The sequence below is a fragment of the Pseudomonas sp. EggHat1 genome, assembly GCF_014892995.1.
Lineage (GTDB): Bacteria > Pseudomonadota > Gammaproteobacteria > Pseudomonadales > Pseudomonadaceae > Aquipseudomonas > Aquipseudomonas chaetocerotis.
Window position 1 is genome coordinate 30,610 of sequence record NZ_JACKQK010000002.1, and the last position, 26,985, is coordinate 57,594.

The window sequence follows — 26,985 nt, forward strand, 5'->3', positions numbered from 1 at the left end:
ATGAGAATGCGTCGTCACCACCAGCAGGACGAAGACACCGGTATCGACCTCACGCCGATGCTCGACGTGGTCTTCATCATGCTGATCTTCTTCATCGTCACCAGCTCCTTCATTCGTGAGTCAGGGGTCGAGGTGCAGCGCCCGCAGGCGGAAACCGCCAGCCCGCAGGACAAGGGCAACATCCTTATCGCCGTCACCGCCGACGGGCAGATCTGGATGGACAAGCAGCCAGTGGACATCCGCAGCGTGCGGGCGCATGTCGAGCGCATGCGCGTCGATCAGCCGGAAGGCGCCGTGGTGGTGCAGGCCGATCAGGATGCGCGTACCGGCCTGGTCGTCCAGGTGATGGATCAGGCGCGTCTGGCCGGCGTGCAGGATGTCGCCCTGGCTGCCGGTAGCGGAGTCAACTGATGCGCCTGCCGCTGTCTTTCCTCGGTGCCTGCCTGATGGCCTTGGGGCTCTTCGCCCTGATGCTGTACATGGTCGCGCCACCGAGCGCCAAGGTGAGCCAGGACCCGGTCAGCGTGGCCAACTTCGTGCGCATGGATGGTAACGCCAGCGAGACGGCCAGCCGTACCCGTCAGCAGGCACCGCAGCCGCCGCAGCCGCAAACGCCGCAGCCACCCACGCCGCCGACGCCGCAAACGGCCACGCCGAATGCCAACCTGCCGGCGCTGGATATCCAGCTGCCCAGCCTGGCCAGCGGTATTGCCGTCAACAGCGCGCCGGCACCGAGTCTGTCCGGCCTTGCGCCGGGTGCTCCGGCTCCGACGCCGCCGAGCGAGGCCGCCGAATCCGGCGGGCAGATGGGCGGCATGGAGAGCGAAGTCATGCCGCTCAACGACGTGCGCCCGGAATACCCGCGTTATGCGCTGCAGCGTGGCATCGAAGGTTTCGTCAAACTGGCTTTCACCATCAATCGCTCCGGCAGCGTGGAGAACATCCGCGTGCTGGAGGCCAACCCGCGTAACGTTTTCGAGCGCGAAGCGCGCCGCGCCGCATCTCGCTGGCGCTTCGCGCCGCGTACCGAGGGTGGCCTGGCGGTGGACCGCGAAGCGGTTAAAACTCTCTACTTCCGTCTGGAAAGGAGCTGACCATGTACCGTTGGTTGTTGCTCGTGATGCTCAGTGCTGCGGCCGTGCCTGGCATGGCCCAGCAGACCGTCGACCCGGCCGTGTTCAAGGCACTGAACACGGCGCAGGCCGCGCAGCAGAAGGGTGATCATGCCGCCGCAAGGCGTGCGCTCGATGGCGTCCAGGCCAAGAGTGGCAGTTTCGAAGAAGCGCTGGTCTGGCGCAGCAAGGCCTATGTGGCCTGGTCCGCCGGCAACAACGGCCAGGCCATCGACTGGCTGGACAAGGCCGTGCGCAGCGGCAAGCTGGACGCCGAGATGCTGGCTGGCGAGCGCCTCAATCTGGCCAAGCTCAACCTGGGCGAGCGCCGCTACGCCAAGGTCGTCGAGTTGCTGGCGCCGAATCAGGCCAGCGCCTCCGAGGAGGTGTTGCAGATGCTGGTGCAGGCCTACCAGGGCATGAACCAGCCGGCCAAGGCGTTGCCGCTGGCCGAGCGCTACGTGCAGGCCAATCCCAATGCGGCGGACATCTGGCTGCAGTTTCTGGTGGGGGCCAACGCCGATCTGAAACGCTACGCCCAGGCTGAGCGCTGGCAACGTCAACTGCTGGTGCGCCAGCCGAATGATGCCAAGGGCTGGCGCCAACTGGCCGGTCTGCAGCAGATGGCTGGCAGCAACGACAAGGCGCTGGCGACCTTGCGTGCGGCGCACAGCAAAGGCCTGCGCTTCAGCGAGTCGGAGCTGGACAATCTGGTGTTGCTCGCCGGTGCTGCGGATCAGCCCTGGCAGGGCGCCAAGCTGCTCGCCGGGATGCTCGACAGCGGCCTGCTGGCCAACACCGCTGCGCGCCAGGAGCGCCTGGGTCTGTTCTGGTGGCAGGCGCGTGATCGCTCCGCTGCAGTGCGCGTGCTGCGGCCGTTGGCCGAGCGAAGCGGTAACGGCAAGCACTGGCTGTACGTCGCTCAACTGGAGCTGGAGCAGTCGCGCTGGCAGGCCGGGCTGGACGCGCTGGCGCGTGCCGAACGCGGCGGCGCCGAGCGCGCCAAGGTGCGTTCGTGGCGGCAGTGGGCGGAAAGTGAGCTGCGTTTCGAGCGGGAGAACCGGGTCGCCAGTCGCAGTTGAGTCGTTCGTCGGTGCGCGCGGCTCACCCTACGCGGGTGGCCGCCGCCCGTAGGGTGCGCGGCGCGCACCAAGTAAAAAGCCAGGCCCCAGGGTCTGGCTTTTTCTTGGGTGGCGTATCTGTAGGAGCGGCGGGCGGCGTTCCGATTTATCCGCGAATCATTTTCGCGGCTGAAGCCGCTCCTACAGGCACCTACGAATGCCCCGGCAGGTATCAGCTATCGGGCAGCTCATAGGCGTAGATCTTGTCCGCTTCCATCTGGTAACCGACCTCGGCCAGCTCGCTGCTGACGTGCTCGGTCTTCAGCGGGCCTTCCACCCAGAACGGCTGGTACAGCGCGTCGAGCAGCACGCCGAGCTCGCTGGTGACATGCACGATCTGGTTCGAGGGCGGTGGCGGCACGTGGATGCAGGCGCCGAAGTAGGGTACCAGCAAAAACTCCACTACCCGGCCTTCGTCAGTCACGTCCAGCGGCACGATATAGCCGGGCAGCTTCACCTGCTGACCATTGAGTTCCTTGACCACCGGGGCGGCTGGCGATTGCTGCATAGCGGCCGGACCGGATTCGGCCAGCGCGTCGGCCAGTTGCGAGAGGTCGTGGATCGGCGCGGGGTCGATGACCTGCGGCGGAGCATCCGGCGGAATCAGCTCGGACCAGGTGAGTTCGCGCACATCAGCGGCGGCCAGCGGCAGTGCCAGGGTCAGCAGCAGGGTGGCGAGCAGGGGGCGGGACATGAGGAACCTCGTAGTAAGAGCGCCTGCGCAGTGTACGACAGGCGCTCTCAACTTTCCCTCAGAGCCTTGTTCACGATCTTGCGAGCTAGAGCGATACAAGGCAAAAACAAGGGAGGAACGGCCGGGGTCGCGGGCGACTGTACTTTTGTACATGAGCATTACTCACTCCGCTCGCCCCTTCGGGGCCGCACTGAAGTGCGTTAGCCACAAGCGGCTTTCGACTGGGCTGGCAATCCAGCTTGTTTTTAACGCAGTAGCGCCGACGCGCAGCAGATCGCGAACAGGCTCTCAGAGCCTGATCGACAGGCCATCGGCCAACGACTGCCGATAGGCCCGCCAGGCCGGTACGCTGCCCATCGCCACGGCGGCGGCGAGAATGCCACCCAGCAGTTTCCATTCGTAACTCGACGGCGTATTGAGTGCCAGGTACAGGCCGTAATTGGCCTGCACGAAACCCTGGCTGCTGGCTATGCCCAGATAGAGCAGCGCGACACCGAAGGCCACGCCGGCCAGCGCCAGAGTGAAGGCCTCCAGTACCAACAGACTGGCGATATGCCAGGGACGGGCACCCACCGAGCGCAGGATGGCCATCTCTCGGCGACGCTCGTTGAGGCTGGTGAGAATCGCCGTGAGCATGCCGATCAGACCAGTCAACACGACGAATAGCGAGACCACGAACAGGGCCTTTTCGGCGGTCCCCATCAGACTCCACAGTTCTTGCAGCGCGACACCCGGCAGGATGGCCAGCAGTGGCTCGCCGCGGAATTCATTGATCTCTCGCTGCAGGCTGAAGGTGGCGATCTTGCTGTTGAGGCCGAGCATGAGCGCGGTGATCTGCTTGGGTTGCAGGTCCATGGTGCGGGCTTGATCGGCGCTGATCTGCGCGGCGCCACGAGCCGGCATACCGTTCTGCCAGTCGATATGCAGCGCCTCCATCCCGGCCAGGGAGATATGCAGCGTGCGGTCGACCGGTGTGCCGGTGCGTTCGAGGATGCCGACCACAGTGAAGGGCTTGTCGTCATGCTTGACCAGGCTGATGGTGGCGACGCCATGAGCCAGGACGATCTTTTCGCCGAGGCCGTAGCCCAGCGCCTGCGCCACCTCCGCGCCGAGCACCACTTCGAAGGGATCGTCGGCAAACTCACGGCCCTGGGCCAGCTTCAGCGCCTGGCTGCGGGCGTAGCGGTAATGCTCGAAATAGGCGGTGCTGGTGCCCATCACCCGGTAGCCGCGGTGCGAGTCGCCGAGGGAGATGGGAATGGCCCACTTCACCTGACGGTGGTTGGCGAAGTGTTCGAAGCTGTCCCAGCGGATGTTGTTGGTGGCGTTGCCGATGCGAAACACCGAGTACAGCAGCAGGTTCACGCTGCCCGAGCGGGCGCCGACGATCAGGTCGGTGCCGCTGATGGTGTTGGCGAAGCTGGCGCGTGCTTCGGTACGTACGCGTTCGACGGCCAGCAGCAGACACACCGAGAGTGCGATGGCGAACACGGTGAGCAGGGCGGTGAAGCGGCGGTTGGCCAGGCTGGCCAGGGCTATACGCAGAAGGTGCATCTCAGACCTCGGCGGGCTTGGCGGCGCGGTTGAGCTCGGCCAGCGACAGGCTGCGGTCGAACAATGGGGCCAGGCTCTGGTCGTGGCTGACGAACAGCAGGCTGGCGCCGGCAGCGCGGCATTCGGCGAAGAGCAATTGCAAGAAGGCCTCGCGTGCGTCGAAGTCCAGTGCCGAGGTCGGTTCGTCGGCGATCACCAGCTCCGGTTGGCCGATCAGCGCGCGGGCAGCGGCAACGCGCTGTTGCTGGCCGATGGACAGCTCGTCGGCGCGGCGGCCGAGCAGGTCGGCGCGCAGGCCAAGGTGGTCGAGCAGCGCCGCGGCGGCCGCATCGATGCTGCCATGGCGCTGGCGTGCGCGCTCGGCACGCAGTCGCGAGAAGCGGCAGGGCAGCTCGACGTTCTCGCGCACGGAAAGAAACGGCAGCAGGTTGAACTGCTGGAAGATGTAGCCGGTGTGATCGACGCGAAAACGGTCTCGGGCGCCGGCCGAAAGCTGGCCCAGGTCCTGGCCGAGCAGGCGGATATGGCCGTTTTGTGCCCGTTGCACGCCGCCTAGCAGACCGAGCAGGGTGGTCTTGCCGCTGCCGCTGGGGCCCTTGAGAAACAGGCTCTCGCCACGCGCCAGGGTGAAATCGGGAATATCCAGCAACTGCGTCTGGCCGGGCCAGGCGAAGCCGAGATCGGCGAGTTCGATCAGAGGTTGGGTCATGGTTTCTTCGAATCGTCGTTCATGAAAAGCCGGGCATGGTGGCCTGATTGTGTTAGCAGAGCTCGAGGATGGCATTCATACCTCCTGAGCAGGTTTTGCGGGAGGCGCTTTGGCAGCGAGCTTTTTCGCGGCTAAAGCAGGTCGCCACCTGGCCCTCCCACAACGCTGGCGTAGTGGGTGAAACGAGCGTCAGCTACGCGCCCCGATCCACCCTACGGCATCAGAAAGACAGGCGTGGCTGGGCTGGAGTCAGCTCCACGCCCTGCTGGCCGTTCGGGCCGATCAGTTGTACCTGAATCTTCTCGGTGGCGGGGAAGCGTTTGAACAGCTCGGCCAGATCCAGTTGTTTCAATTCGTTGGCCTTGGCGCATTCGAAGCGATAGTGCGCGTGGATATCGCTGTGTTCGCTCTCATGATCATGATGGTCGTGGTCGTGGTCGTGGTCGTGATCTGCGTCGGCGAACAGTGGGCTTTCCAGTTCGACCTGAGTGGCCTTACAGTCGCCGCTGGTCAGGGCGAACAGGCTGATGGGCTGCTCCAGTTCACGTTTGGCTGCCGCGACCTTGGCCTTGTCGGCATCGCTCTTGGCTGCATGTTCGAAGCCGACCAGGTTCATCGCCGGACTTTCGAGTTGCAGCTCCAGCAGGTTGCCGTCCAGCGCGGCATTGAGGCTGGCAACGCCGTGCTCGTGAGCACCCAGGCTGTCGTGGGAATGTTCATGGTCGTGGTCGTGCTCTTGCGCCTGGGCGGCGACCAGGGGCAGCAGGGCGAAGGGCAGGGCGAGCAGCAGGTGGCGCATGGTTGTCTCCAGCGTAGGTACGATTCGATTGTTACGTTATAACAACTTTCGTGGCGAACTGGCCAGTCTGCCGCTGTCATGGGAGCATGCAAGATCATGACTGGAGGCTGAACATGGTGCGAATACGTGGGCGCATTGGCGACTGGCCGGTGGACCTGACGCTGGAGCTGGATGCCGAGGATTGGGCGCAATTTGCGCAGCATGTGGCGGTTACGCCGGCCGCCAATGTGGTGGCAGCGACTCCCATGACGGATGCGGGTGATGCGCTATGGCAGACCGCATTGCAGCTGGTACGCGATGCGGGGCAGGTCGAAGGGCCACGGCTGATGGCGCAGCTGGCTGCGCTGGCGGGTGGCGAAGCTGCAGGCAAACGCCTGCTGGTGCGTCTGCGTCATTGCGAGCAGATCCGCATGGAAACCGGTGCGGATGCGCCGATCTATCACTGGGTGACGGAGTAGGGCGTTGCGGCCCGCTCTGGCCCTTCGTCGGGTGCGCTGCGCGCATCAGGCATTACCTGCTGGAACTGGCGAGATTCCGGTGCGCATGGCGCACCCTACAAAGGCCATCCATGGCAGGCCAACGTCTTGTCCGAGTGGTCCGTAGGGTGCGCCGCGCGCACCGGGCAGGCCTGGAGAGGCCTGCGGTGGCGCACCCTGCGTGAAAAAACCTAAGATCAGTAGATCGCCTGATACAGCTTGCGGCGGTAGGTGGTGACCAGCGGGTGGTCGCCGCCGAGCAGATCGAACACCTGCAGCAGGGTCTTGTGCGGCAAGCCGTCGCTGTAGCTGCGATTGCGCACGAACAGCTTGAGCAGGCCGTCCAGTGCCGCTTCGTACTGTTGGCGCGCCAGTTGTTGCACGGCCAACTGATACACCGCTTCGTCGTCCTCGGCGTTCTGTGCCAGACGGCTTTTCAGTGTGGCGGCGTCAGGCAGGTCGACGGCCTGACGCAGGAAGGTCAGTTGCGCCTTGGCGCCGGCCAGCGCCTGCTTGTGTTCGTCGCCCTTGACCGCGTTGAGGACGGTTTCCGCTTCGCCCAACTCGCCGCGTTCGGCCAGGCAGCGCGCGTAGAGGATCAGCGCGGCCGCATGCTCGTTGTCTTCCGTGAGCACCTGCTTGAGCAGTGCTTCGGTTTCGGCAAAACGTCCTTCGGCGAACAGCGCCTGGGCGACTTCCATCGGGTCGGCAGCGGCGGGAGCTGGTTCGGCGACATGGGGTTTGAGCATCTCGCGGATCGCCGCTTCCGGCTGCGCGCCTGCGAAGCCGTCCACCGGCTGACCGTTCTTGAACAGCACCACGGTGGGCAGGCTGCGGATGCCAAAGCGCATGACGATGTCCTGCTCGATATCGCAGTTGACCTTGGCCAGCAGCAATTCACCGGCGTACTCCTCGGTGATCTTCGCCAGCATCGGCATCAGCGCCTTGCACGGTGCGCACCACTCGGCCCAGAAGTCCACCAGCACCGGTTTGTGGAAGGAGTTCTCGATCACCAGTTGCTCGAAGCTGGCGGCGCCGGAGATGTCGAAGATGTAAGGGGAGTCGCTCATGGTCGGTCTCGAAAAAGAAGGGCAATGGCTTATTAATGCGGGCGGGTGGCTGGCGAAACAAGGGGGCGCCGATATTGCCTGTAGCCCGGATGCAATCCGTGGATGGCCGGCACCCTGTTTCCCGGATTACATCCGGGCTACGTCGGTCGTTGCGCATGATACAGGCTGACTTCGCGGAATTGCGCCGGCTCGGCCAGGTCCGGCCAGGTGCAGCCATCCAGCACTGTCAGGCGCTGGTAGAGCGGATGCTGGAAGTCCTTGACCCGCGAATCGGCCACCAGCGCCTGGCGCCCGCGGCTTAAAAAGTGATCGAGCAGTGGAAGGTTGGCACGATCGTAAAGCACGTCGGCCACCAGGATCAGGTCGTAGCGATCCGCTTCGGCGAAGAAATCTGCCGAGTAGCTCAGCGTCGCGCCATTGAGTTCGGCATTGGCACGGCAGGCGGCCAGCGCCACGGGGTCGAGGTCGCAGGCTACCACTTCGGCGGCACCGGCCTTGGCTGCGGCGATGGCGGCCACACCGGAACCTGCGCCGAAATCCAGCACGCGTTTGCCACGCACCCATTCGGGGCGCTCGGCCAGCCAGCGCGCCAGCACCAGGCCGCTGGCCCAGCAGAAGCACCAGTAGGGCGGCTCTTCGAGAATGCGCTGGGTTTCCTCGGGGTTGAAAGCGCGATCCATGTTGCTGGCATCGATCAGCCACAGGGCGATATCGGTACCCGGCAGGGTTTCGGCCACCAGGCGGGCATCGCCGAGCAGTTCGCTGAGTGCCTGCTGCAGCGCTTGGGGTGGCCTCATGGCGCCGGCACCAGATGCAGCGCGCCGAGGTCCTGATCGCTCAGTTCGGCGATGCTGCGCGCCGGCAGACGTTTCACCAGGCGCCCGGCGTGACTGACGCGGCCGCGCAGTTCCAGGCGCAGATCCTGAGGCGCCAGCAGCGTGTCCAGCGGCAGATGGAACGGCAGCGCTTCGCCGTTGCCACGCAGATGAACCTGGCCGAGCAGGGCACGTGGCCTGCCGCGCATATCCACGCCCAACAGTGCCAGGTCGACATCGGCGCCTGCCGCGACGCCAAGCAACTCGCCACGCAGGCCAGGGCCCAGAGTCGGCGCAGTGCTGGGTTCTGCCGGTGCAGGTGCTGGCATGGGCGGCGCAGTGTTCGTGGGCTCGCTGGCGCAGGCGGCAAGCAGGCCGCTCAGGGCCAGTGGCAGGAGGGGCAGGTATCGGTTCATGGCATGTACGGCTCTTGGAGGTGCGTCCCCATAGCTTAATTTGTCTTGCTGCCTCTATGCGCTACCATGACGCCTTTGCCGCCACTAGCCCGCGCCTGCCATGCATTGTCCCTTCTGCGCCGCCAACGACACCAAGGTCATCGATTCCCGTCTGGTCGCCGAGGGCGATCAGGTGCGCCGCCGCCGCGAATGCGTGGCCTGCGGCGAACGTTTCACCACCTTCGAAACCGCCGAACTGGTGATGCCGCGCCTGATCAAGCAGGACGGCAGCCGTCAGCCCTTCGATGAAGAGAAGCTGCGCGCTGGCATGCAGCGTGCGCTGGAAAAGCGTCCGGTGAGCGTCGAACGCCTGGAAGAGGCCATCGCCCGCATCAAGCAGCAACTGCGTGCCACCGGCGAGCGCGAGGTGAAGTCGCTGGTGCTCGGCGAGCTGGTGATGACCGAGCTGAGCAAGCTCGACGAGGTGGCGTATATCCGTTTCGCCTCGGTCTACCGCCGTTTTCAGGACCTCAACGAATTCCGCGAGGAAATCGAACGCCTGGCCCGCGAACCGTCGAAAAGCCGATGAGCGAGCGCGACCACGTCTTCATGGCGCGTGCCCTCAAGCTGGCGCGCAAAGGCCTCTACTCCACTCATCCCAATCCGCGTGTCGGCTGCGTCATCGTGCGTGATGGCGAGATCGTTGGCGAGGGCTGGCATGCCCGTGCCGGTGAGCCACACGCCGAGGTGCACGCCTTGCGCCAGGCCGGCGAACGGGCGCGCGGTGCCACGGCCTACGTCACACTGGAGCCCTGCAGCCATCACGGGCGTACGCCTCCTTGCGCTGATGCGCTGGTCGCCGCTGGCGTTGGCAGGGTGGTCGCGGCGATGCAGGACCCCAATCCGCAGGTCGCTGGTCGCGGCCTGTTGCGCCTGGCCAATGCCGGTATCGAAGTGCTGTCCGGCGTGCTGGAGGCCGAGGCGCGAGCACTCAATGCCGGTTTCATCAAACGTATGGAGAGCGGGTTGCCGTTGGTGCGGGTCAAGTCGGCGATGAGTCTGGATGGTCGCACGGCCATGGCCAGCGGTGAGAGTCAGTGGATCACCGGCCCGGCGGCGCGCGCCGAGGTGCAGCGCTTGCGCGCGCAGTCCAGCGTGGTGCTCAGCGGCGCCGACACCTTGCTGGCGGACGATGCCCGGTTGACCGTGCGCCCTGACGAGCTGGGGCTGGGTGTCGAAGCCACCTTCATGGCCGCTTCGCGGCCGCCGCTGCGGGTGTTGGTCGATGGCCGTCTGCGCGTGCCGCTGAGCAAAGCCTTCTTCCAGGTCGGCCCGGCGCTGGTGGCCACCTGCGCGGCGGCCGCCGCGCGTGATCGCTATCTGGTCGATGGTCACGAACTGCTCGCCGTGCCCGGCAGCAATGGCCATGTCGACCTGCGCAAGCTGCTGCTGGAGCTGGCTGGCCGTGGCGTCAACGAAGTGCTGGTCGAGGCCGGGCCGCGTCTGGCCGGAGCCTTTGCCCGTGCCGGGTTGGTGGACGAGTACCGCATCTTCATCGCGCCCAAGCTGCTGGGGTCCAGTGCGCGGCCGCTGTTCGAGCTGCCGCTCAACCGCATGGCCGAGGCACCGGAACTGCAGATTCTCGATATTCGTGCTGTCGGCGACGACTGGCAGATCACTGCAGTGCCCAAGGCCAGGTAGAGTGCGCCGCAGTTTTCTCCAAGTCTCCCTTGCCCGGTGGCAGCGACTCGAACGGACACGGGAGCAGGCGCTGGCCTGGCAAATCGGCGGTTAGCCCCGGTGCGCATAGCGCACCCTACGGGACTGCAATGCCCAAGGCCAGGTAGGGTGCGCCGTGCGCACTGCGGTTGCCGCAGTTTTCCCACATGCCCCTTGTCTGGTGGCAACGATTCGAGCTGGCACGGGAGCAGGCGCTGGCCTGGCATATTGACGGTTGACCCTGGTGCGCGCAGCGCAACCTACAGGCCATGCAGCGCAGCGATAAATATGGTAAAACGCCACGCGGTCATTTCAGATGACCGCAACGTTCTCAGGGCGGGGTGAAATTCCCCACCGGCGGTAATGGTTCGCAGAACCTAGCCCGCGAGCGCTCGCCACGGCACCTGCCGTGCGAGGTCCAGCAGACCCGGTGTGATTCCGGGGCCGACGGTATAGTCCGGATAAAGAGAGAGCGGGATTCCCTCCACGGGCGCCTCGTGCGTGTCCGCGAAATCCCTATCGATCGGCATTGCCCTGTTTTTGACCAAAACAGGAGTTCGTCCATGCTGTTCAGAAATACCTTCAACGTGAAACCGGAGGGCTTATGTTCACCGGCATAATCGAAGCCATCGGCAGCATTCGCGCCATGACGCCCAAGGGGGGCGACGTGCGTGTCTACGTGGCCACCGGCAAGCTTGATCTGGGTGACGTCAAACTCGGCGATAGCATCGCCGTCAACGGCGTGTGCCTGACCGCTGTGCAACTGCCTGGCGACGGCTTCTGGGCCGACGTCAGTCGCGAGACGCTGGCGCGCACCGCCTTCGTCGATCTCAAGCCCGGCAGCGCGGTGAACCTGGAAAAGGCCCTGACGCCAACCAGTCGCCTCGGCGGGCACCTGGTCAGTGGCCACGTCGACGGCGTTGGCGAGATCGTCTCGCGCGCCGATAACGCCCGCGCCGTGCAGTTCAAGGTGCGCGCCCCGCGTGAGTTGGCCAAGTACATCGCACACAAGGGCTCGATCACCGTCGACGGCACCAGCCTGACCGTCAACGCGGTCGATGGCGCCGAGTTCGAGCTGACCATCGTGCCGCACACCCTGGCCGAGACCATCATGGTCGACTACCAGGCCGGGCGTAAGGTCAACCTCGAGGTCGACCTGCTGGCGCGTTACCTGGAGCGCCTGCTGCTCGGCGACAAGGCCGCCGAACCCAAGGCCTCGGGCCTGACCGAAAGCTTTCTCGCCGAACACGGCTACCTGAAGAATTGAGGAGACGCCCCGATGGCGCTCAACACCGCTGAAGAACTGATCGAAGACATCCGCGCCGGCAAGATGGTCATCCTCATGGATGACGAGGACCGTGAGAACGAAGGCGACATCATCATCGCCTCCGAATGCGTCACCGCCGAGCACATCAACTTCATGGCCCGCTTCGCCCGTGGCCTGATCTGCATGCCGATGACCCGTGAGCGCTGCGAACTGCTCAAGCTGCCGCTGATGGCGCCGCGCAACGGCTCCGGCTTCGGCACCAAGTTCACCGTCTCCATCGAGGCGGCCGAGGGCGTGACCACCGGCATCTCCGCCGCCGACCGCGCGCGCACCGTACAGGCTGCCGTGGCACGCAACGCCGTGGCCGAGGACATCGTCAGTCCGGGTCATATTTTCCCGTTGATGGCTCAGCCCGGCGGCGTATTGGCGCGTGCTGGTCACACCGAAGCGGCCTGCGACCTGGCGCGCATGGGCGGTTTCGAACCGAGCGGGGTGATCTGCGAAATCATGAACGACGACGGCACCATGGCGCGTCGCCCGGAGCTGGAGAAGTTCGCCGAAGAGCACGGTCTGAAGATCGGCACCATCGCCGACCTGATCCACTACCGTCTGATCCACGAGCGCACCGTCGAGCGCATCAGCGAACAGCCGCTGGACACCGAACTGGGCCAGTTCAACCTGGTGACCTACCGCGATGGTGTGGAGAACACCGCGCACATGGCGCTGACCCTGGGCACCATCTGCGCCGAAGAGCCGACGCTGGTGCGCGTGCACAACATGGACCCGCTGCGCGACCTGTTCATGGTCAACCAGCCGGGGCGCTGGAGCATGCGTGCAGCGATGGCGGAAGTGGCCAAGGCTGGCAGCGGCGTGGTGCTGCTGCTGGGCAATCCGCTGACCGGGCCGGAGTTGCTGGCGCTGATCAGCCGTCAGCAGCCGGCCAATCCGGCGACCTACAGCACGGTGGGCGCCGGCTCGCAGATTCTGCGCGACCTTGGCGTACGCAAGATGCGCCTGATGAGTTCGCCGATGAAGTTCAACGCGATATCCGGCTTCGACCTTGAGGTTGTAGAATACCTGCCTTCTAAATAAGAAGCGGCTCGACAGAGCCGCATCTGATGACCCTCTCCCTCCGGGAGAGGGTGCCCGCAGGGCGGGAGAGGGTGTTGTGGCCAACGCCTAACCCTCTCCCTACGCGGGCCGCCCCAACCCCTCTCCCATTTATGGGAGAGGGGAGCTAAAGCACGTAGCCCGGATGAAATCCGGGAAGATCGGCACACTGGCCCCGGATTGCATCCGGGCTACGCAGCCAAACGAATTTTATTTTCGGAGCGCACCGCCGCTCCGGCTCTTTAACCCATGTGAGACCCGTCATGACCCTGAAGACCATCGAAGGTACCTTCATCGCCCCGAAGGGCAAATACGCCCTGGTGGTAGGCCGTTTCAACAGCTTCGTCGTCGAGAGCCTGGTCAGTGGCGCCATCGACGCCCTGGTTCGCCACGGCGTGAGCGAGAGCGATATCACCATCATCCGCGCGCCGGGTGCCTTCGAGATTCCGCTGGTTACCCAGAAGGTCGCTCAGCGTGGCGAGTTCGCGGCAATCATTGCCCTGGGCGCGGTCATTCGTGGCGGCACTCCGCACTTCGAGTACGTCGCAGGCGAGTGCACCAAGGGCCTGGCTCAGGTTTCCATGGAATACGGCGTACCGGTCGCCTTCGGCGTCCTGACTGTCGACTCCATCGAACAAGCCATCGAACGTTCCGGCACCAAGGCGGGTAACAAGGGTGCCGAAGCTGCGCTGTCTGCCCTGGAAATGGTCAGCCTGCTGGCGCAGTTGGAGGCCAAGTGAGCAACTCCGGTAACGGCCAGCCGGCCAAGAAGGGCCCCAGCGGCAAGATCCTCGCGCGCCGTGAAGCCCGCACCCTGGCCATGCAGGCCCTGTACTCCTGGCACATCGCCGGGCAGCCGCTGAACGAGATCGAAGCGCAGTTTCGCGTCGACAACGATTTCAGCAAGGTCGACGGCGCCTATTTCCACGAGATCCTGCACGGCGTGCCGCGGCAGAAGACCGAGCTGGACGAGACATTCACGCCCCTGCTCGATCGCCCGCTGGGAGAGATCGATCCAGTCGAGCTGGCCATCCTGCGCCTGTCCACCTACGAGCTGAAGAACCGCGTCGACGTCCCCTACAAGGTGGTGATCAACGAAGGTATCGAGCTGGCCAAGGTGTTCGGTGCCACCGACGGACACAAGTTCGTCAACGGCATCCTCGACAAGCTCGCGCCCAAGCTGCGTGCCGCCGAAGTCAACGCCAACAAACGTTGAGGCCCATGGGGATGCTTGATTCACGATCTTGCGAGCTAGAGCCATGCAAGGCGCAACGACCAGCGGGAGTAACAGCCGAAGGCTGGCCCGTAGGGCGAGCGCCAGCGAGTCAAACAGGCGAGGAAGCGCAGTGTGCTGCTGTTCTGTATCTAATGAGCATGACTCGCTTCGCTCGCCCCTTCGGGGCCGCACTGAAGTGCGTTAGCCGCAAGCGGCTTTCCGAGTCTGCTTTTAACGCAGCAGGGCCGACGCGCAGCAGATCGTTGCCTGCCCGTGAATGAGTTCGAACTGATCCGCCGCTACTTCGCCGCCGCCCGTTGTGCTCAGGGCGGCGACGGAGTGGTTCTCGGTATTGGTGATGACTGCGCACTGCTGGCGTTGCCCGCCGGTGAACAGCTGGCGGTTTCCACCGACACATTGGTCGCCGGGGTGCATTTCCCCGAAGCCTGCGATGCCTTTCTTCTCGGTCAGCGCGCGCTGGCTGTTTCCGCCAGTGATCTGGCCGCCATGGGCGCTACGCCGCTGGCCTTTACCCTCGCCCTGACCCTGCCGAGCGCCAATGAAACCTGGCTGGCCGAGTTCGCTCGCGGCCTGCAAACGATGGCGCAGAGCTGTTCACTGGCGCTGGTCGGTGGCGACACCACGCGGGGCCCGTTGAGCCTGACGCTGACCGTGTTTGGCCGTGTGCCGTCCGGGCAGGCGCTGTTGCGTAGCGGCGCCCAGGTTGGCGATCTGCTCTGCGTCGGTGGCGAACTGGGTGATGCCGCTGGCGCCCTGCCGCTGGTATTGGGTCAACGTGAGGCAGCTCCTGAAGTCGCCGAGCCCTTGCTGGCGCGTTACTGGTCGCCGCAGCCGCAACTGGCCCTGGGCCAGGCCTTGCGCGGGCGGGCCACGGCCGCGCTGGATATTTCCGACGGCCTGTTGGCCGACTGCGGGCATATCGCCAAGGCCTCACAGGTCGCCCTTGAGATCGAGCTGGCGCGTGTTCCGCTGTCTGCAGCGCTGCGCGCTTTCGCCGGTGAAGAACAGGCTCGGATCTGTGCGTTGGGCGGCGGCGACGACTACCGCCTCGCCTTTACCCTGCCACCAGCCCTGCTCGCCGACCTGCAGGCCGATTGGCCTTATGTACGGGTTATCGGCCGTGTACTGGCCGGCTCTGGGGTACAGTTGCTGGATGCTGCCGACCAGCCCATCGATCCGCCGCGTGGCGGCTACCAACATTTCTGACAGGACGGAGTGCGCGTGACCGATCACCCCAACCAGGTTCCCGCCGAATACGTACCGCCTTCGGTGTGGCGCAATCCCTGGCACTTCATCGCCTTCGGCTTCGGCTCCGGCACCCTGCCCAAGGCGCCCGGCACCTGGGGCTCACTGGTGGCACTGCCATTCGTGCCGTTTTGGCAGATGCTGCCGGACTGGGGTTACTGGCTGATGCTCGGCGTGACCATGCTGTTCGGCTTCTGGCTGTGCGGCAAGGTTGCCGACGACCTGCGTGTGCACGACCACGAAGGCATCGTCTGGGATGAAATGGTCGGCATGTGGATCACCCTGTGGCTGGTGCCCGAGGGGTGGGTCTGGTTGCTGCTAGGCTTTCTCATGTTTCGTCTGTTCGACATCGTCAAACCCTGGCCGATTCATTGGATCGACCGGCATGTGCATGGCGGTGTCGGCATCATGCTCGATGATGTCATCGCTGGTGTCTTTGCCTGGCTGGCCATGCAGGGGCTGGTCTGGGGCTGGGACAACTATGGAGCCGGGCTGGGTTTCTAAGGAGTGGGCATGCGCATGAGGCAAGTCTGGTTGGGGATGCTGCTGATGCTCTCTGCCTTGTCTGGTGTCCAGGCTCAGAGTGAGCAGCCAGGTGAAATACGCCTGGCCAGTGAGATCTGGGAGGCCTATACCGAAGCCGATGGTAGCGGTCTGGGCTGGGATGTGATGCGCGCGGTGTTCGAGCCGGCAGGTGTTCGTCTGGATATTCACAGCGTGCCTTACACCCGTTCTGTCGGGTTGGTGCAGCGTGGCGAAGCCGATGCCTGGGTCGGTGCCTATCGTGACGAGGTCGAGGGGCCGGTGTTCTACCCCAGGCACCCCTATGATCGTGATCAGATCGTCGCACTTGGCCTCAAGGACAAACCGGTGCCGACCCTCGACAGCCTCGGCGAGTACCGGCTGGTCTGGGTGCGAGGCTACGGTTACGAGGAATATCTGCCGAATGTGCACGACTACCGGGAAGTACAGCGGCGCGACGGTATCCTCGGCATGCTCGAACTGGGCCACGCGGATTTCTATATCGATGCCCGTCCCGAGGTCGACTACGTGCTGAGCCGGGCCGCCAAGCCGCAGCAATACCGGGTGACGAATCTGACGCAGTTGCCGCTGTATCTAGGTTTTGCCGATACGCCACGCGCTCATGCCCTGGCCGAACTCTTCGATCAGCGTATGACGCAGCTGATCGCCAGCGGTGAGCTGCGGCCGATCTTCGAGCGCTGGCAGCAACCCTATCCCTTCGACTGAGCCGGGAGGCCTTCATACATGCAGCTTCGTCACTGTCTCGCCGCGCTGGCGCTGCTATGTGCGAGTTCTTCCTGGGCGGCCTCTCAGGTTCAGGTGGTCGGCCTGTTTCCCGGCGCGGCGGTGGTCAATGTCGATGGCCTGCGCAAGCTGGTGCGGATCGGACAGACCGGTCCGGGCGGGGTAGAAGTAGTCAGCGTCGACAAGCAGGGCGCAGTGCTGCGTGTCGATGGCGTCGAGCGTGCCTATCCACTGAGTCGTGAATACAGTGCCGGTTTCGCCGAGCCGGTAAGGAAACGCTTGAGCATCGCCAAGGGCATCGGTGGACATTACTGGGTGGCCGGTTCGGTCAACGGCCAGACGGTGCAGTTTCTGGTCGATACCGGCGCCACCTCGGTGGCGCTCAACGATGCGCATGCCAAGCGTCTGGGTATCGATTACCGGGTCAGTGGTCGGCCTTTGCAGGTCAATACCGCCAGCGGCGTGGCCCGTGGCTGGCGAGTGATGCTCGACCGGGTCAAGATCGGCGATCTCGAGGTGCTCGGCGTCGAAGCTGTGGTGCTCGAAGGCGGCGCGCCGCATGAGGCGCTGCTGGGCATGAGCTTCCTCGGTCGGGTGGGCTGGCGCGAGGAGCAGGGGATGCTAGTGCTGGAGTCCAAGCTATGAGAATCAGCCCAAAGTCTGCTGCGCGTCGGCACTGCCGCGTTAGAAGCAGGCTGGAGCGCCAGCCCGGTCGGAGGCCGTTTGCGGCCAACGCGCTTCAGCGCGGCCCCAGAGGGGCGAGCGAAGCGAGTACTGCTCATTTACAATCAGTAGACTCCGCTTCCTCGCCTACTTCTGCCTTGCATTGCTCTAGCTCGCGAGACTTTGAACTGATTCTGATCGTGCTCATTGACCGTTTCGATACTGATGATCGGCAATTCTGACTGACCCGCCAGCGAGGGCTGCTGATACAATGCCGGCCCTGTTTCGTACTCATTGCCAGGAGTATCCGGTGTCCGTCGTGTTCGTCGCCGCCTCCCAACTGCCCACCCCCTTCGGTGTGTTCATCATGCACGGCTTCCTTGACGAGGCCACCGGCAAGGAACATGTCGCCCTGACCTTCGGCAACGTCGCCGACGGTGCGCCGGTGCTTGGCCGTCTGCATTCCGAATGCCTGACCGGCGACGCGCTGTTCAGCCTGCGTTGCGACTGCGGTGCGCAGCTGCAGGCGGCGCTGCAGGCCATCGCCAACGAAGGCCGTGGCGTGCTGCTGTATCTGCGTCAGGAGGGCCGTGGCATTGGCCTGCTGAACAAGATCCGCGCCTATGAGCTGCAGGACGGCGGTGCCGATACGGTGGAAGCCAACGAGCGCCTGGGTTTCGGTGCCGACCAGCGTGATTACGCCATCTGCCTACCGATGCTCGAGCACCTGGGTATCGACAGTCTCAAGCTGATGACCAATAACCCGCGCAAGGTCAAGGCGCTGGGCGACATGGGCATCGCCGTGGATCATCGTGTTCCGCTGCAGATTGCGCACAACCCCTACAACAAGCGCTACCTCGCCACCAAGGCCGGTAAGCTCGGCCATATGCTGGGCAATCAGCACCAGGGCGAGACCGAGGAAAGCTTGTGACCCGAGGCCAGGTAAAGCGCCGTCTGGCGCTGGCCTGGTGGCGTCAGCTGGGCGTGGCGCTGGCGCCTCTGTTTGTGTTCAACCTGCTGTTTGGCGGCGGCGGTCCCACGGTGCTGGCCATGCCGCTGTTCATCGCCGGCATGGCTGCGATGTTCGTCAGCCTGCCGTTGTTCTCCGCCTACAAGCGCGCACTGATCGCCACTGAAAAAGCACTCGACAGCGACGACGAGCCCGCCGCCTGGCTGGAGCTGGATCGCGTACGTTTGCGCGCCTTGCTTGGCGCTGCCCTGCCTGCGTGGATCGCGGCGCTGGCGGTGCTGGCTGGCCTCGAGGCGATCCCGCTGGTATTGCTGGCGCTGTCGTCCATCGTGCTGCACGGTCTCTACCGCATACCTCGCCAGTTGGGCTGATGCGCACGCTGCTGCTCACGCTTTGCCTGCTGGCGCTGCCGCTGGCAGCCGCCGAGCGGGTGGTCAGCCTGGCTCCTTCGCTCAGTGAAATCATGCTCGATCTGGATGCTGCCGACCTGCTGGTTGGCGTGCTTGAAGGGGATGAGCGTCCCGCCGCGCTGGCGCATCTCCCCACAGTCGGTCGTTATGGCCAGCTGGAATTCGAGCGCCTGTTGCAGCTGGCGCCGGATCTGATCCTCATCGCGCCTGGCAGCGTGCCACTGGCGCAGCAAGCGCAGTTGCAGCGTTTTGGCATTGACCTGCTGATCGTCGAGCCGCAGCGTCTCGAGCAGCTCGGGGAAGCTTTCGTGCGGATTGGCGAGCGAGTGGGCCGGGCAGAGCAGGGGCAGCGCTTGGCGGCCGAATTTCGCGCTGAGCTGGATACGCTGCGCCAGCGCTACCGGCGCGAGCAGCCCCTGACGGTGTTCTACCAGGTCTGGCACCAACCGCTTTACACCATTGGTGGCGAGCAATTGATCAGTGACGCCTTGCAGGTCTGCGGCGCGCGCAACCTGTTTGACGATCTAGCGCAGCCGGCGCCGCAGGTCAGCGTCGAGGCGGTGTTGGCGCGTGATCCGGACGTGATTCTTGGCGGAAGCAATGCCGAACTCACAGCCTGGCAGGCCTGGCCGCAGCTGCATGCAGTGCGCCGGGAACAGGTATGGGCGGTGCCGGACAAGGGCCTGGAACGGCCCAGCCGGCAGATGCTGGGCGCCATCGAGCAGTTGTGTGAGCGGATGGCGGGGGCGCGGTAGCCCGAAGCCCTTGGTGCGCACGGCGCACCCTACAGCGCTCGTAGGGTGCGCCGCGCGCACCAAGGTCAGAGTTGCGGCGTCCAGGTTACGGCGAAGAGCGCAGTGCGGCCGGCGCTGTTGTAGCCGAAACGGCCATTGGGTGTGCTGTAGGTCGCTTCTGCGTAATCCTTGTCCAGCAGGTTATCCAGCTTCAGGCTCAGGCCTAGTTCCTCATTGGCCTGCCAGGCGGCGCGTAGGCTGAGCAGGCCGTAGCCGCTCATGTCGCGCTGGTTTTCGGCATCATCGTAGCGACCACTGATCGCACGCCAGCCAGCACCGAGTGAGACATCGCCGAAGCGGCGGTCGACATCCAGGCTCAGCGTGCGTTTGGCCCGGCGCTGCAAGGTATGGCCGCTGTTGCGGTCACGTGGGTCGATCAGGCCCAGAGCGAGATTGGCCTGCCAGCCGAACAGCTCCTGCTGTACGGCCGCTTCGAAGCCATTGATCCGCGCAGTCTGGACGTTCTGCGGAATGAAATTTTCGTCCAGGACGATGGCATCTTCGATGTCGGTTCGATACAGGGACGCCTGCAATGAACCTGTGTCGCTGTAGCGGCTGCGCCATTGCAGCTCGTAGCTTTCGGAACGCTCGGCTTGCAGGCCGGGGTTGCCGTACCACTGATCGTAGAGGTCATTGAAAGTCGGCGCACGAAAGCCTTCGCTATAGGACAGGATCAGGTCGTTGGCACTGTTCAGGGGAAGGGTCAGTGCCGCGTTCCAGGCGTTCTCGCTGCCGAACTGCTGGTTGTCGTCGTGACGAAGCCCCAGCTCGGTAGAAAATGTGTCGCCGGTGTAACGATGCTGGACGAAGGCCGCTCGGTTCCAGCGTGAGTCCTCGGCGAAGGCCGCACTGCTGTGCAGGCGATCCTCGTACCAGTCGGCACCGACCAGCAGTTGCTGGTTATCGCTGAGCGTCAGGGTATTTACCCAGCTCACAGAGTCGCGATAGGTGGTGTAGGTGAAGAATGAATAGTCTGGCGCTGCCGGCGAGTCATCACCGCTATCGCGCTGGTCTTTGCTGTGGCCTATTTCCAGACGGCTATTCCAGCGCTCGTTGAGCTGGCCATCGATGAAACCGGAAAGGCTGCTGACCTGAAAGTCCGTTGTCGGAAGCAGGCCGGTAAAGACGTCGTCGTATTCCACCTGTCCGCGCTGGTCGAGTGCGCTGAAGCCAGCCTGTAGATCATCATTGAAGCGGTGCGACAGATTCAGGCTGAGCGAGCGGTTGCGGTAGGCGTCGTCGTCGCCATTGGCGCCGAAACCGTCGCGGGTCGCGTCAATGCCGGCTGTCTCGTCCAGGGCGGCGCCCAGGTGAAAGCGAGTGCGCTCGTCTCCGCCGGAGAGGCCAAGGCTGCGCTGGTAGGTGCTGTCGCTGCCAGCCGCCAGGCGCGCGTAGGGCTTGAGACCAGGGCCGTCGCCCTGGCGAGTGAAGATCTGAATCACCCCGCCAATGGCGTCGGAGCCGTAGAGTGCCGAACGGGCGCCACGGACCACTTCGATGCGTTCGATTTGTTCGGGAGCGAGAAACTCCAGGCTGCTGGTGCCGCTGGAGGCCGCCGCTATGCGTTGCCCGTCGACCAGGACCAGGGTTTGTGCCGTGCTGGTGCCACGCAGGAACACGCCAGTCTGGCTGCCGGCACCGCCAGTGCGGACCACGCTGAGGCCTGGCACGCGTTCCAGCAGTTCGACAACGCTGCTGACTTGCAAGCGTTCGATATCCTGGCGAGTAAACACCGTGGTGGCGGCGGTAGCCTGCACTTGCGGTTCTGCCAGACGCCCGGAGGTGATTACCAGTGGTTCGCTTGCGTAAGGCTCGGCAGCCAGCACGGCAGCAGGCATGAAGCTGATGGCCAGAGCCAGACGAGACAGTTTCATTTTCTTTCCTCAACGGTCGGCAGACGTTCGAGGAGGGCAGGCGCAAGCGCGGGCAGGGCAGCGCTTGACCGTGTCGCCCTCCGCAACACCAGTCGCACCGCCTTGGCCGGTCTCCGGGCTGTCGATCCGCGTCCGCCTTCCCAGGCCTGGCCCAGTGGCTGTTGGACGCGGCGCAAGCTCAGCGCTTGCTGTCGATTACCGTTGCGGGGGCAGCGTCGGCATTGCCCGTGAAGAGCGCACCGACTTCCCGTTTAACGCCGCTTGCGCAGCGCACCCTGGCGGAACATGAATGGCGCGCACCTTAGTGCGCGCGAGTATGAATGACAAGCAAGCCCCACTCATTCAGCGATGAGCGGGCTTCATGCTCAGGCCTTGAGCAGGCTCAGGCGCTCGCGCACCGCGCGTTCGATACCCGCGTCGTCGAGGCCGCATTCGGCGAGCATCTGGCTGGGCTTGGCGTGTTCGACGTAGTAGTCCGGCAGGCCCAGGTGCAGCACCGGTACCTGGCGATTTTCTGCAGCGAAGAATTCGCTGACCGCGCTGCCGGCGCCGCCCATGATGCTGTTTTCCTCGAGGGTCACCAGCAGCTCATGGTTGTCTGCCAGCTCGCGTAGCAGGGTTTCGTCCAGGGGTTTTACGAAGCGCATGTCGACCACAGTGGCATCCAGCGTTTCACCCACGCGCAGGGCTTCGGCCAGTTGCACGCCGAAGGCCAGCAGGGCGACGCCCTTGCCCCGGCGGCGCACTACCGCTTTGCCGATTTCGAGCGGCTCAAGGCCTGCATCGAGCTGAGCGTTGGGGCCGGTGCCGCGCGGGTAGCGCACGGCGGCCGGGCCGTCGAACAAGTGGCCGGTGGTGAGCATGCGGCGCAACTCGTTCTCGTCGCTCGGAGTCATCACCAGCATGCCGGGGATGCAGCGCAGGTAGGACAGGTCGAAGCTGCCGGCGTGGGTCGGACCGTCTTCGCCGACCAAGCCGGCGCGATCGATGGCGAACAGCACGTCGAGGTGCTGCACGGCGACGTCGTGGATCAGTTGGTCATAGGCACGCTGGAGGAAGGTGGAATAGATCGCCACCACTGGCTTCGCGCCCTCACAGGCCATGCCGGCCGCAAGGGTCACGGCGTGCTGCTCGGCAATGGCGACGTCGAAGTAGCGCTCGGGGAAGCGCTCGGCGAAGGCCACCAGATCCGAGCCTTCCTTCATCGCCGGGGTGATGCCGACCAGACGGTTGTCTGCCGCAGCCATATCGCACAGCCACTGGCCGAACACGTTGGAATACTTGGGGCCAGCCGGCTTTTTGGGAGCCGCGCTGGGGGTGACGGGTTCGAGCTTGGTGATGGCGTGGTAGCCGATGGGGTCGACCTCGGCCGGGGCGAAACCCTTGCCCTTCTTGGTCACCACATGCAGGAACTGCGGACCGTCGAGGTCGCGCATGTTACGCAGGGTGGCGAGCAGGGTGGGCAGATCGTGGCCGTCGATGGGGCCGACGTAGTTCCAGCCCAGTTCCTCGAACAGGGTGCCGGGCACCAGCATGCCCTTGGCGTGTTCCTCTACCTTGCGCGCGATTTCCCAGGCACCGGGCAGGCGCGAGAGGATCTTCTTGCTGCCTTCGCGCATGCTGGCGTAGGTGCGGCTGGAGATGATCTTGGCCAGGTAGTTGGACAGGCCGCCGACGTTCTTGGAGATCGACATGTCGTTGTCGTTGAGGATCACCAGCATGTTGGCGCCGACGTCGGTGGCGTGGTTCAGCGCCTCGAAGGCCATGCCGGCGGTCAGTGCGCCGTCGCCGATCACCGCCACGCTCTTGCGCTTCTCGCCCTTCAGGCGGGCAGCGATGGCCATGCCCAGCGCCGCGCTGATGCTGGTGCTGGAGTGACCGACGCCGAAGGTGTCGTACTCGCTCTCGCTGCGGCGCGGAAAGGCGGCCAGGCCATCCTTCTGGCGCAGGCTGCCCATGCGCTCGCGACGGCCAGTGAGGATCTTGTGTGGGTAGGCCTGATGGCCGACGTCCCACACCAGACGGTCAYCGGGGGTGTCGAAGACGTAGTGCAGGGCGATGGTCAGTTCGATCACGCCTAGGCCGGCACCGAAGTGCCCGCCGCTCTGGCCGACGCTGTAGAGCAGGTACTGGCGCAGTTCGTCGGCGAGGGTTTCCAGGTCCGCTTCGGCCAGGCGGCGCAGCTCATCCGGCGTGTTGGCGCTGTCCAGCAGCGGCGTCAGCGGGCGCTCGCGGGGGATCTCGTGGAAAGTGGTCGGCATCAGGCGAATCGTTATAGGTGTAAAAAGATGCGGCAGTTTACCCGAAAAAGGTGGCTGCAAGCTTCACGCCCCGTGCGACAAGCCAGCGTCCTCGCACGGGGCCCCTACCAGGTATCGACGAACGGCCGCTTGCGACCCTCGCGCCGCACCGGGCGCGGTTTGGCTGCCAGCCCGCGCAACAGCCAGGCGCGGCTGTCAGCCGGGTCGATCACGGCGTCGATCTCCAGATAACTGGCCATGTTCAGCGCCTTGCCGTTTTCGTAGGCCTTGGCCACCAGTTTGTCGAACAGCGCCTGACGCGCGTCGTCGTCTGGCTGAGCTGCCAGTTCCTTGGCAAAGCCCAGGCGCACCGCGCCCTCCAGGCCCATGGCACCGAATTCTCCACTGGGCCAGGCGGCGGTGAACAGCGGCGAATGGAAGCTGCCGGCCGCCATGGCCTGGGCACCGAGGCCATAACCCTTGCGTAGCACCAGGGTGAAGAAGGGCACCGTGAGGCTGGCGGCGGTGACGAACAGACGCGAGACGTGACGCACCGTGGCCTGCTTCTCCGCCTCCGGGCCGACCATGAAACCGGGGGTATCGCACAGTGAAACGATGGGCAAATCGTGTGCCTCGCACAGCTGCAAAAAGCGTGCGGCCTTGTCGCCGGCCACGGCATCGATGGCGCCGCCCAGGTGTGCGGGGTTATTGGCGATCAGGCCGAAGGGCTTGCCCTCGATGCGGATCAGCGCGGTGATCAGGCCGGGTGCGAACTGACGGCGCAGCTCCAGCACGCTGCGGTGATCGGCGAGCAGTTCGATCACCTTGCGGATGTCGTATACGCGCAGGCGATTCTCCGGGATCACTTGGCGCAGTTCGCGGGCATCGCTGCACTGCCAGTCGCTGAGCGGGCCCTGGAAATAACCCAGGTACTGCTTGGCTATGGCGACCGCTTCGGCCTCGTCCTCGACCAGCACATCGATCACGCCATTTGGGCCCTGCACGCTGGTCGGGCCGACCTGCTCGGGTTTGAAGCTGCCGAGGCCGCCACCTTCGATCATCGCCGGGCCGGCCATGCCAATGCTGGCGTTACGCGTGGCGATGATCAGGTCGCAGCAGCCGAGCAGCGCGGCGTTGCCGGCGAAGCAGCGCCCGGAGACCACGCCCACCGTCGGCACCAGCCCGGAGAGCCTGGCCATGGCGACGAATGTATGGCAGTCCAGCCCGGCCACGCCGACGAAGTCGGTATCGCCCGGCCGCCCGCCGCCGCCTTCGGCGAACAGCACCACGGGCAGGCGCCACTGCTCGGCCAGGGCCAGCATGCGGTCGGTCTTCTTGTGGTTCATCACGCCCTGGGTGCCGGCGAATACCGTGTAGTCGTAGGCGATGGCCATGCAGCGCGCGGCCTCGGTGCCGAACTGCGCAGCGCATACCGTGCCGATACCGGCGACCAGGCCATCGGCCGGACTCAGCTCCTGCAGTTCCTCGGGCGAGCGCCGACGGCGCTGGGCGGCCAGGGCCATGGCGCCGTATTCGATAAAGCTGCCGTCATCGAGCAGGTCCGCCAGGTTCTCCCGAACCGTTCGCTGGCCGGTCTTGCGCCGCTTGGCCACGGCCTCGGGGCGACGCGCGTCGGTCAGGCGCGCATGGCGTTCCAGCACTTCGGCCAGATCAGCGCGGATATGCGTCAGATCGACCGCCTGCTCACCGTGGGCGTCGAGGCCGTCCACCTCGGCTGGCTCCACGAACAGCAGCGCCTGGCCCTCGCCGAGGGCGTCACCCGGCGCCACGTTCAGCGCGCGGACGATACCGCTGTGCTCAGCCTTGACCTCGAACTCCATCTTCATCGCTTCCAGCACGGCGATGGGCTGGCCGGCGGCCACGGCGTCACCCATGGCGACCGACAGGCTGACCAGCACGCCGGCGCTGGGCGCGTTCAGCGCCAGGGTGCCGGGCGGGGCGTCGACAGTATCCTTGGCGCTTTGCGCAGATTCGTCGCCGGCGAAGTAATGGTGGGGATGCGCCTGTTCGCGGGCGGCGAGCAGCTCGCCCAGGTGACGCTCGACGTAGGTGGTGTCGACTCGGTTGGCGATCACCTCGTCGCGCTGCAGCAGGTTCTGCAGCAGGTGCAGGTTGCTCGCCACGCCCTCGATGCGGAACTCGCACAGCGCCCGGTAGGCGCGGCGCAGGGCTCCGGGGTAATCGCTGGCGCTGGCGATCAGCTTGGCCACCAGCGAGTCGTAGGCCGGGCTGACGGCGTAGCCGGCATAGCCGCAGCCGTCGACGCGCAGGCCTGGACCGGAGGGCGGTTGGTAGGCGCCGAGCACGCCGGCAGCCGGGCGCGCGCTACCGTCGGCGAGCAGGGTTTCCAGGTTCAGGCGCAGCTGCACGGCACAGCCTTTCGGCGCGGCCGGAGTGAGCAGGCCCAGCTCGTCCAGGCTTTTACCGGCGGCCAGGTGCAGTTGCGTGTGCAGCAGGTCGACGCCTGTGACCTGCTCGGTAACGGTGTGCTCCACCTGCACGCGCGGGTTGGCTTCCATGAAGTAGAAGCGCCCCGGCTGGTCGAGGTCGAGCAGGAACTCGAAGGTGCCGATGCCGCGATACTGCACCTCGACCGCCAGGCGCAGTGCGCTGGTGATGATCGCGTCACGGGTGGGCACATCCAGATCGGGGCTGGGTGCAATCTCCACCAGCTTCTGGTGGCGGCGCTGCAGGCTGCAGTCGCGTTCCCACAGGTGGCTGACCGCGCCGCTGCCGTCGCCGAGTACCTGCACTTCGATATGCCGGGCGCGGCGCACGCGCTTCTCCACGTACAGTGCGCCGCTGCCGAAGGCCCCCTGGGCCTCGGAGGTGCAGCGGGCGAAAGCCTCGGCCAGTTGCGCGGCATCGTCCACCGCTCGCATGCCGCGTCCGCCGCCACCGGCCAGGGCCTTGAGCATCACGCTGCCGTGCTCGGCGAGAAAGCCTGCGGCCTGCTCCAGCGTTACCGCCTGGTTGATGCCGGGCACCAGCGGCACCGCACAGCGTTCGGCCAGGTCGCGGGCGGCGGCCTTGTCGCCGAACAACTGCAGGGTTTCTGGCGAGGGGCCAATGAAGGTCAGCCCGGCTGCCTGGCAGCGACGGGCGAACTCGGCGTTCTCGGCGAGAAAGCCATAGCCGGGATGGATGGCGCTGCAGCCCTGCTCGTGGGCGATGGTGATCAGCTGGTCCATGTCCAGATACGCGGCCACGCCTCGCCCTGCGAGCGGCACTGCCAGATCCGCCTTGCGTGTGTGCAGGCAGGCACCGTCATCTTCGGCATACACCGCGACACTGCGGACGCCGAGATCGGCACAGGCCTGGGTGATGCGGATGGCGATCTCGCCGCGGTTGGCGATCAGCAGGGCGGGGAAGGGCATGGCGGCTCCAGACGTCTTGTCGTTATGGAGCCATCTTAGGAGCCTGG

At 65.2% G+C, this 26,985-nt stretch carries 27 protein-coding genes and 2 riboswitches; of the genes, 17 read left to right on the forward strand and 10 right to left on the reverse strand.

Features of this window, described 5'->3' with window-relative positions:
* The 3 genes from INS93_RS04360 to INS93_RS04370 are packed head-to-tail and all read left to right on the forward strand — an operon-like array spanning position 1 to position 2,194.
* The gene (locus tag INS93_RS04360; protein ID WP_021489595.1) at positions 1-411 is read left to right on the forward strand and encodes an ExbD/TolR family protein; all 411 of its coding nucleotides are present in this window, start codon (positions 1-3) and stop codon (positions 409-411) included.
* The gene (locus INS93_RS04365; RefSeq protein ID WP_192980435.1) at positions 411-1,094 is read left to right on the forward strand and encodes an energy transducer TonB; all 684 of its coding nucleotides are present in this window, start codon (positions 411-413) and stop codon (positions 1,092-1,094) included. Before INS93_RS04360 ends, INS93_RS04365 begins: the two co-directional genes overlap by 1 nt.
* A gap of 2 nt (positions 1,095-1,096) precedes the next feature.
* On the forward strand, positions 1,097-2,194 hold the full coding sequence (locus INS93_RS04370) for a tetratricopeptide repeat protein (RefSeq protein ID WP_192980436.1): 1,098 nt from the start codon (positions 1,097-1,099) through the stop codon (positions 2,192-2,194).
* Positions 2,195-2,405: 211 nt separating this feature from the next.
* On the opposite strand, the gene INS93_RS04375 is transcribed toward INS93_RS04370, so the two are convergent.
* The 4 genes from INS93_RS04375 to INS93_RS04390 form a co-directional block, all read right to left on the reverse strand.
* Positions 2,406-2,927 (reverse strand): DUF3299 domain-containing protein, encoded by a 522-nt coding sequence (locus tag INS93_RS04375; RefSeq protein WP_192980437.1) that lies wholly within the window; start codon positions 2,925-2,927, stop codon positions 2,406-2,408.
* A gap of 288 nt (positions 2,928-3,215) precedes the next feature.
* On the reverse strand, positions 3,216-4,481 hold the full coding sequence (locus tag INS93_RS04380; protein ID WP_192980438.1) for an ABC transporter permease: 1,266 nt from the start codon (positions 4,479-4,481) through the stop codon (positions 3,216-3,218).
* A gap of 1 nt (position 4,482) precedes the next feature.
* Positions 4,483-5,190 carry an ABC transporter ATP-binding protein gene (locus INS93_RS04385; RefSeq protein WP_192980439.1) on the reverse strand — a complete coding sequence of 236 codons (708 nt, stop codon included), beginning with the start codon at positions 5,188-5,190 and terminating at the stop codon, positions 4,483-4,485.
* 220 nt (positions 5,191-5,410) lie between these two features.
* The gene (locus INS93_RS04390) at positions 5,411-5,989 is read right to left on the reverse strand and encodes a DUF2796 domain-containing protein (RefSeq protein WP_192980440.1); all 579 of its coding nucleotides are present in this window, start codon (positions 5,987-5,989) and stop codon (positions 5,411-5,413) included.
* Positions 5,990-6,102: 113 nt separating this feature from the next.
* On the opposite strand from INS93_RS04390, the gene INS93_RS04395 reads away from it, so the two are divergent.
* A complete protein-coding gene (locus INS93_RS04395; protein ID WP_160016987.1) occupies positions 6,103-6,447 on the forward strand; it encodes a hypothetical protein in 345 nt (114 codons plus the stop codon).
* A gap of 215 nt (positions 6,448-6,662) precedes the next feature.
* Here the strand turns inward: INS93_RS04395 and trxA are convergent, their stop codons facing one another.
* The 3 genes from trxA to INS93_RS04410 form a co-directional block, all read right to left on the reverse strand.
* On the reverse strand, positions 6,663-7,535 hold the full coding sequence (gene trxA / locus INS93_RS04400) for a thioredoxin (protein ID WP_160016988.1): 873 nt from the start codon (positions 7,533-7,535) through the stop codon (positions 6,663-6,665).
* Between the two features lie 137 nt (positions 7,536-7,672).
* Positions 7,673-8,332, reverse strand: a complete 660-nt coding sequence (locus tag INS93_RS04405; protein ID WP_192980441.1) for a class I SAM-dependent methyltransferase — start codon at positions 8,330-8,332, stop codon at positions 7,673-7,675.
* Entirely contained in the window at positions 8,329-8,766 is a 438-nt protein-coding gene (locus tag INS93_RS04410) for a hypothetical protein (protein WP_192980442.1), read from the reverse strand. Before INS93_RS04410 ends, INS93_RS04405 begins: the two co-directional genes overlap by 4 nt.
* A gap of 100 nt (positions 8,767-8,866) precedes the next feature.
* On the opposite strand from INS93_RS04410, the gene nrdR reads away from it, so the two are divergent.
* The 13 genes from nrdR (at position 8,867) to INS93_RS04475 (ending at position 19,387) form a co-directional block, all read left to right on the forward strand.
* Positions 8,867-9,334, forward strand: a complete 468-nt coding sequence (gene nrdR / locus INS93_RS04415; protein ID WP_003243991.1) for a transcriptional regulator NrdR — start codon at positions 8,867-8,869, stop codon at positions 9,332-9,334.
* Entirely contained in the window at positions 9,331-10,446 is a 1,116-nt protein-coding gene (gene ribD, locus INS93_RS04420; RefSeq protein WP_192980443.1) for a bifunctional diaminohydroxyphosphoribosylaminopyrimidine deaminase/5-amino-6-(5-phosphoribosylamino)uracil reductase RibD, read from the forward strand. The genes nrdR and ribD overlap by 4 nt, the downstream gene beginning before the upstream one ends.
* Before the next feature lie 341 nt (positions 10,447-10,787).
* A riboswitch (FMN riboswitch) is annotated at positions 10,788-10,942 on the forward strand.
* Between the two features lie 126 nt (positions 10,943-11,068).
* Positions 11,069-11,731, forward strand: coding sequence for a riboflavin synthase (locus INS93_RS04425; protein ID WP_192980444.1), 663 nt, complete (start codon positions 11,069-11,071; stop codon positions 11,729-11,731).
* Between the two features lie 12 nt (positions 11,732-11,743).
* Entirely contained in the window at positions 11,744-12,823 is a 1,080-nt protein-coding gene (ribBA, locus tag INS93_RS04430; protein WP_160016992.1) for a bifunctional 3,4-dihydroxy-2-butanone-4-phosphate synthase/GTP cyclohydrolase II, read from the forward strand.
* A 281-nt stretch (positions 12,824-13,104) separates the two neighbouring features.
* Positions 13,105-13,581, forward strand: a complete 477-nt coding sequence (gene ribE / locus INS93_RS04435; RefSeq protein WP_003243999.1) for a 6,7-dimethyl-8-ribityllumazine synthase — start codon at positions 13,105-13,107, stop codon at positions 13,579-13,581.
* Positions 13,578-14,057 (forward strand): transcription antitermination factor NusB, encoded by a 480-nt coding sequence (gene nusB, locus INS93_RS04440; protein WP_192980445.1) that lies wholly within the window; start codon positions 13,578-13,580, stop codon positions 14,055-14,057. The genes ribE and nusB overlap by 4 nt, the downstream gene beginning before the upstream one ends.
* A gap of 273 nt (positions 14,058-14,330) precedes the next feature.
* A complete protein-coding gene (gene thiL / locus INS93_RS04445) occupies positions 14,331-15,284 on the forward strand; it encodes a thiamine-phosphate kinase (protein WP_192980446.1) in 954 nt (317 codons plus the stop codon).
* A 15-nt stretch (positions 15,285-15,299) separates the two neighbouring features.
* Positions 15,300-15,827 carry a phosphatidylglycerophosphatase A gene (locus tag INS93_RS04450; protein WP_192980447.1) on the forward strand — a complete coding sequence of 176 codons (528 nt, stop codon included), beginning with the start codon at positions 15,300-15,302 and terminating at the stop codon, positions 15,825-15,827.
* 9 nt (positions 15,828-15,836) lie between these two features.
* Positions 15,837-16,571 (forward strand): substrate-binding periplasmic protein, encoded by a 735-nt coding sequence (locus INS93_RS04455; protein ID WP_192980448.1) that lies wholly within the window; start codon positions 15,837-15,839, stop codon positions 16,569-16,571.
* A gap of 18 nt (positions 16,572-16,589) precedes the next feature.
* Positions 16,590-17,234, forward strand: coding sequence for a retropepsin-like aspartic protease family protein (locus tag INS93_RS04460; RefSeq protein ID WP_192980449.1), 645 nt, complete (start codon positions 16,590-16,592; stop codon positions 17,232-17,234).
* Positions 17,235-17,562: 328 nt separating this feature from the next.
* Positions 17,563-18,183, forward strand: coding sequence for a GTP cyclohydrolase II (ribA, locus tag INS93_RS04465; RefSeq protein WP_160016998.1), 621 nt, complete (start codon positions 17,563-17,565; stop codon positions 18,181-18,183).
* The gene (locus tag INS93_RS04470; protein ID WP_160016999.1) at positions 18,180-18,593 is read left to right on the forward strand and encodes an MFS transporter; all 414 of its coding nucleotides are present in this window, start codon (positions 18,180-18,182) and stop codon (positions 18,591-18,593) included. The genes ribA and INS93_RS04470 overlap by 4 nt, the downstream gene beginning before the upstream one ends.
* Positions 18,593-19,387: a cobalamin-binding protein gene (locus INS93_RS04475; protein ID WP_192980450.1), complete on the forward strand. Its 795-nt coding sequence runs from the start codon at positions 18,593-18,595 to the stop codon at positions 19,385-19,387. The genes INS93_RS04470 and INS93_RS04475 overlap by 1 nt, the downstream gene beginning before the upstream one ends.
* Positions 19,388-19,452: 65 nt before the next feature.
* Here INS93_RS04475 and INS93_RS04480 read toward each other — a convergent pair whose 3' ends face one another.
* From INS93_RS04480 to INS93_RS04490, 3 genes are all read right to left on the reverse strand, one after another.
* Positions 19,453-21,300 (reverse strand): TonB-dependent receptor domain-containing protein, encoded by a 1,848-nt coding sequence (locus INS93_RS04480; protein ID WP_192980451.1) that lies wholly within the window; start codon positions 21,298-21,300, stop codon positions 19,453-19,455.
* A gap of 86 nt (positions 21,301-21,386) precedes the next feature.
* Positions 21,387-21,593, reverse strand: a riboswitch (cobalamin riboswitch).
* 72 nt (positions 21,594-21,665) lie between these two features.
* Positions 21,666-23,561: a 1-deoxy-D-xylulose-5-phosphate synthase gene (gene dxs, locus INS93_RS04485; RefSeq protein WP_192980452.1), complete on the reverse strand. Its 1,896-nt coding sequence runs from the start codon at positions 23,559-23,561 to the stop codon at positions 21,666-21,668.
* Positions 23,562-23,665: 104 nt separating this feature from the next.
* Positions 23,666-26,938 (reverse strand): carboxyl transferase domain-containing protein, encoded by a 3,273-nt coding sequence (locus tag INS93_RS04490; RefSeq protein ID WP_192980453.1) that lies wholly within the window; start codon positions 26,936-26,938, stop codon positions 23,666-23,668.
* Positions 26,939-26,985: the final 47 nt, after the last annotated feature.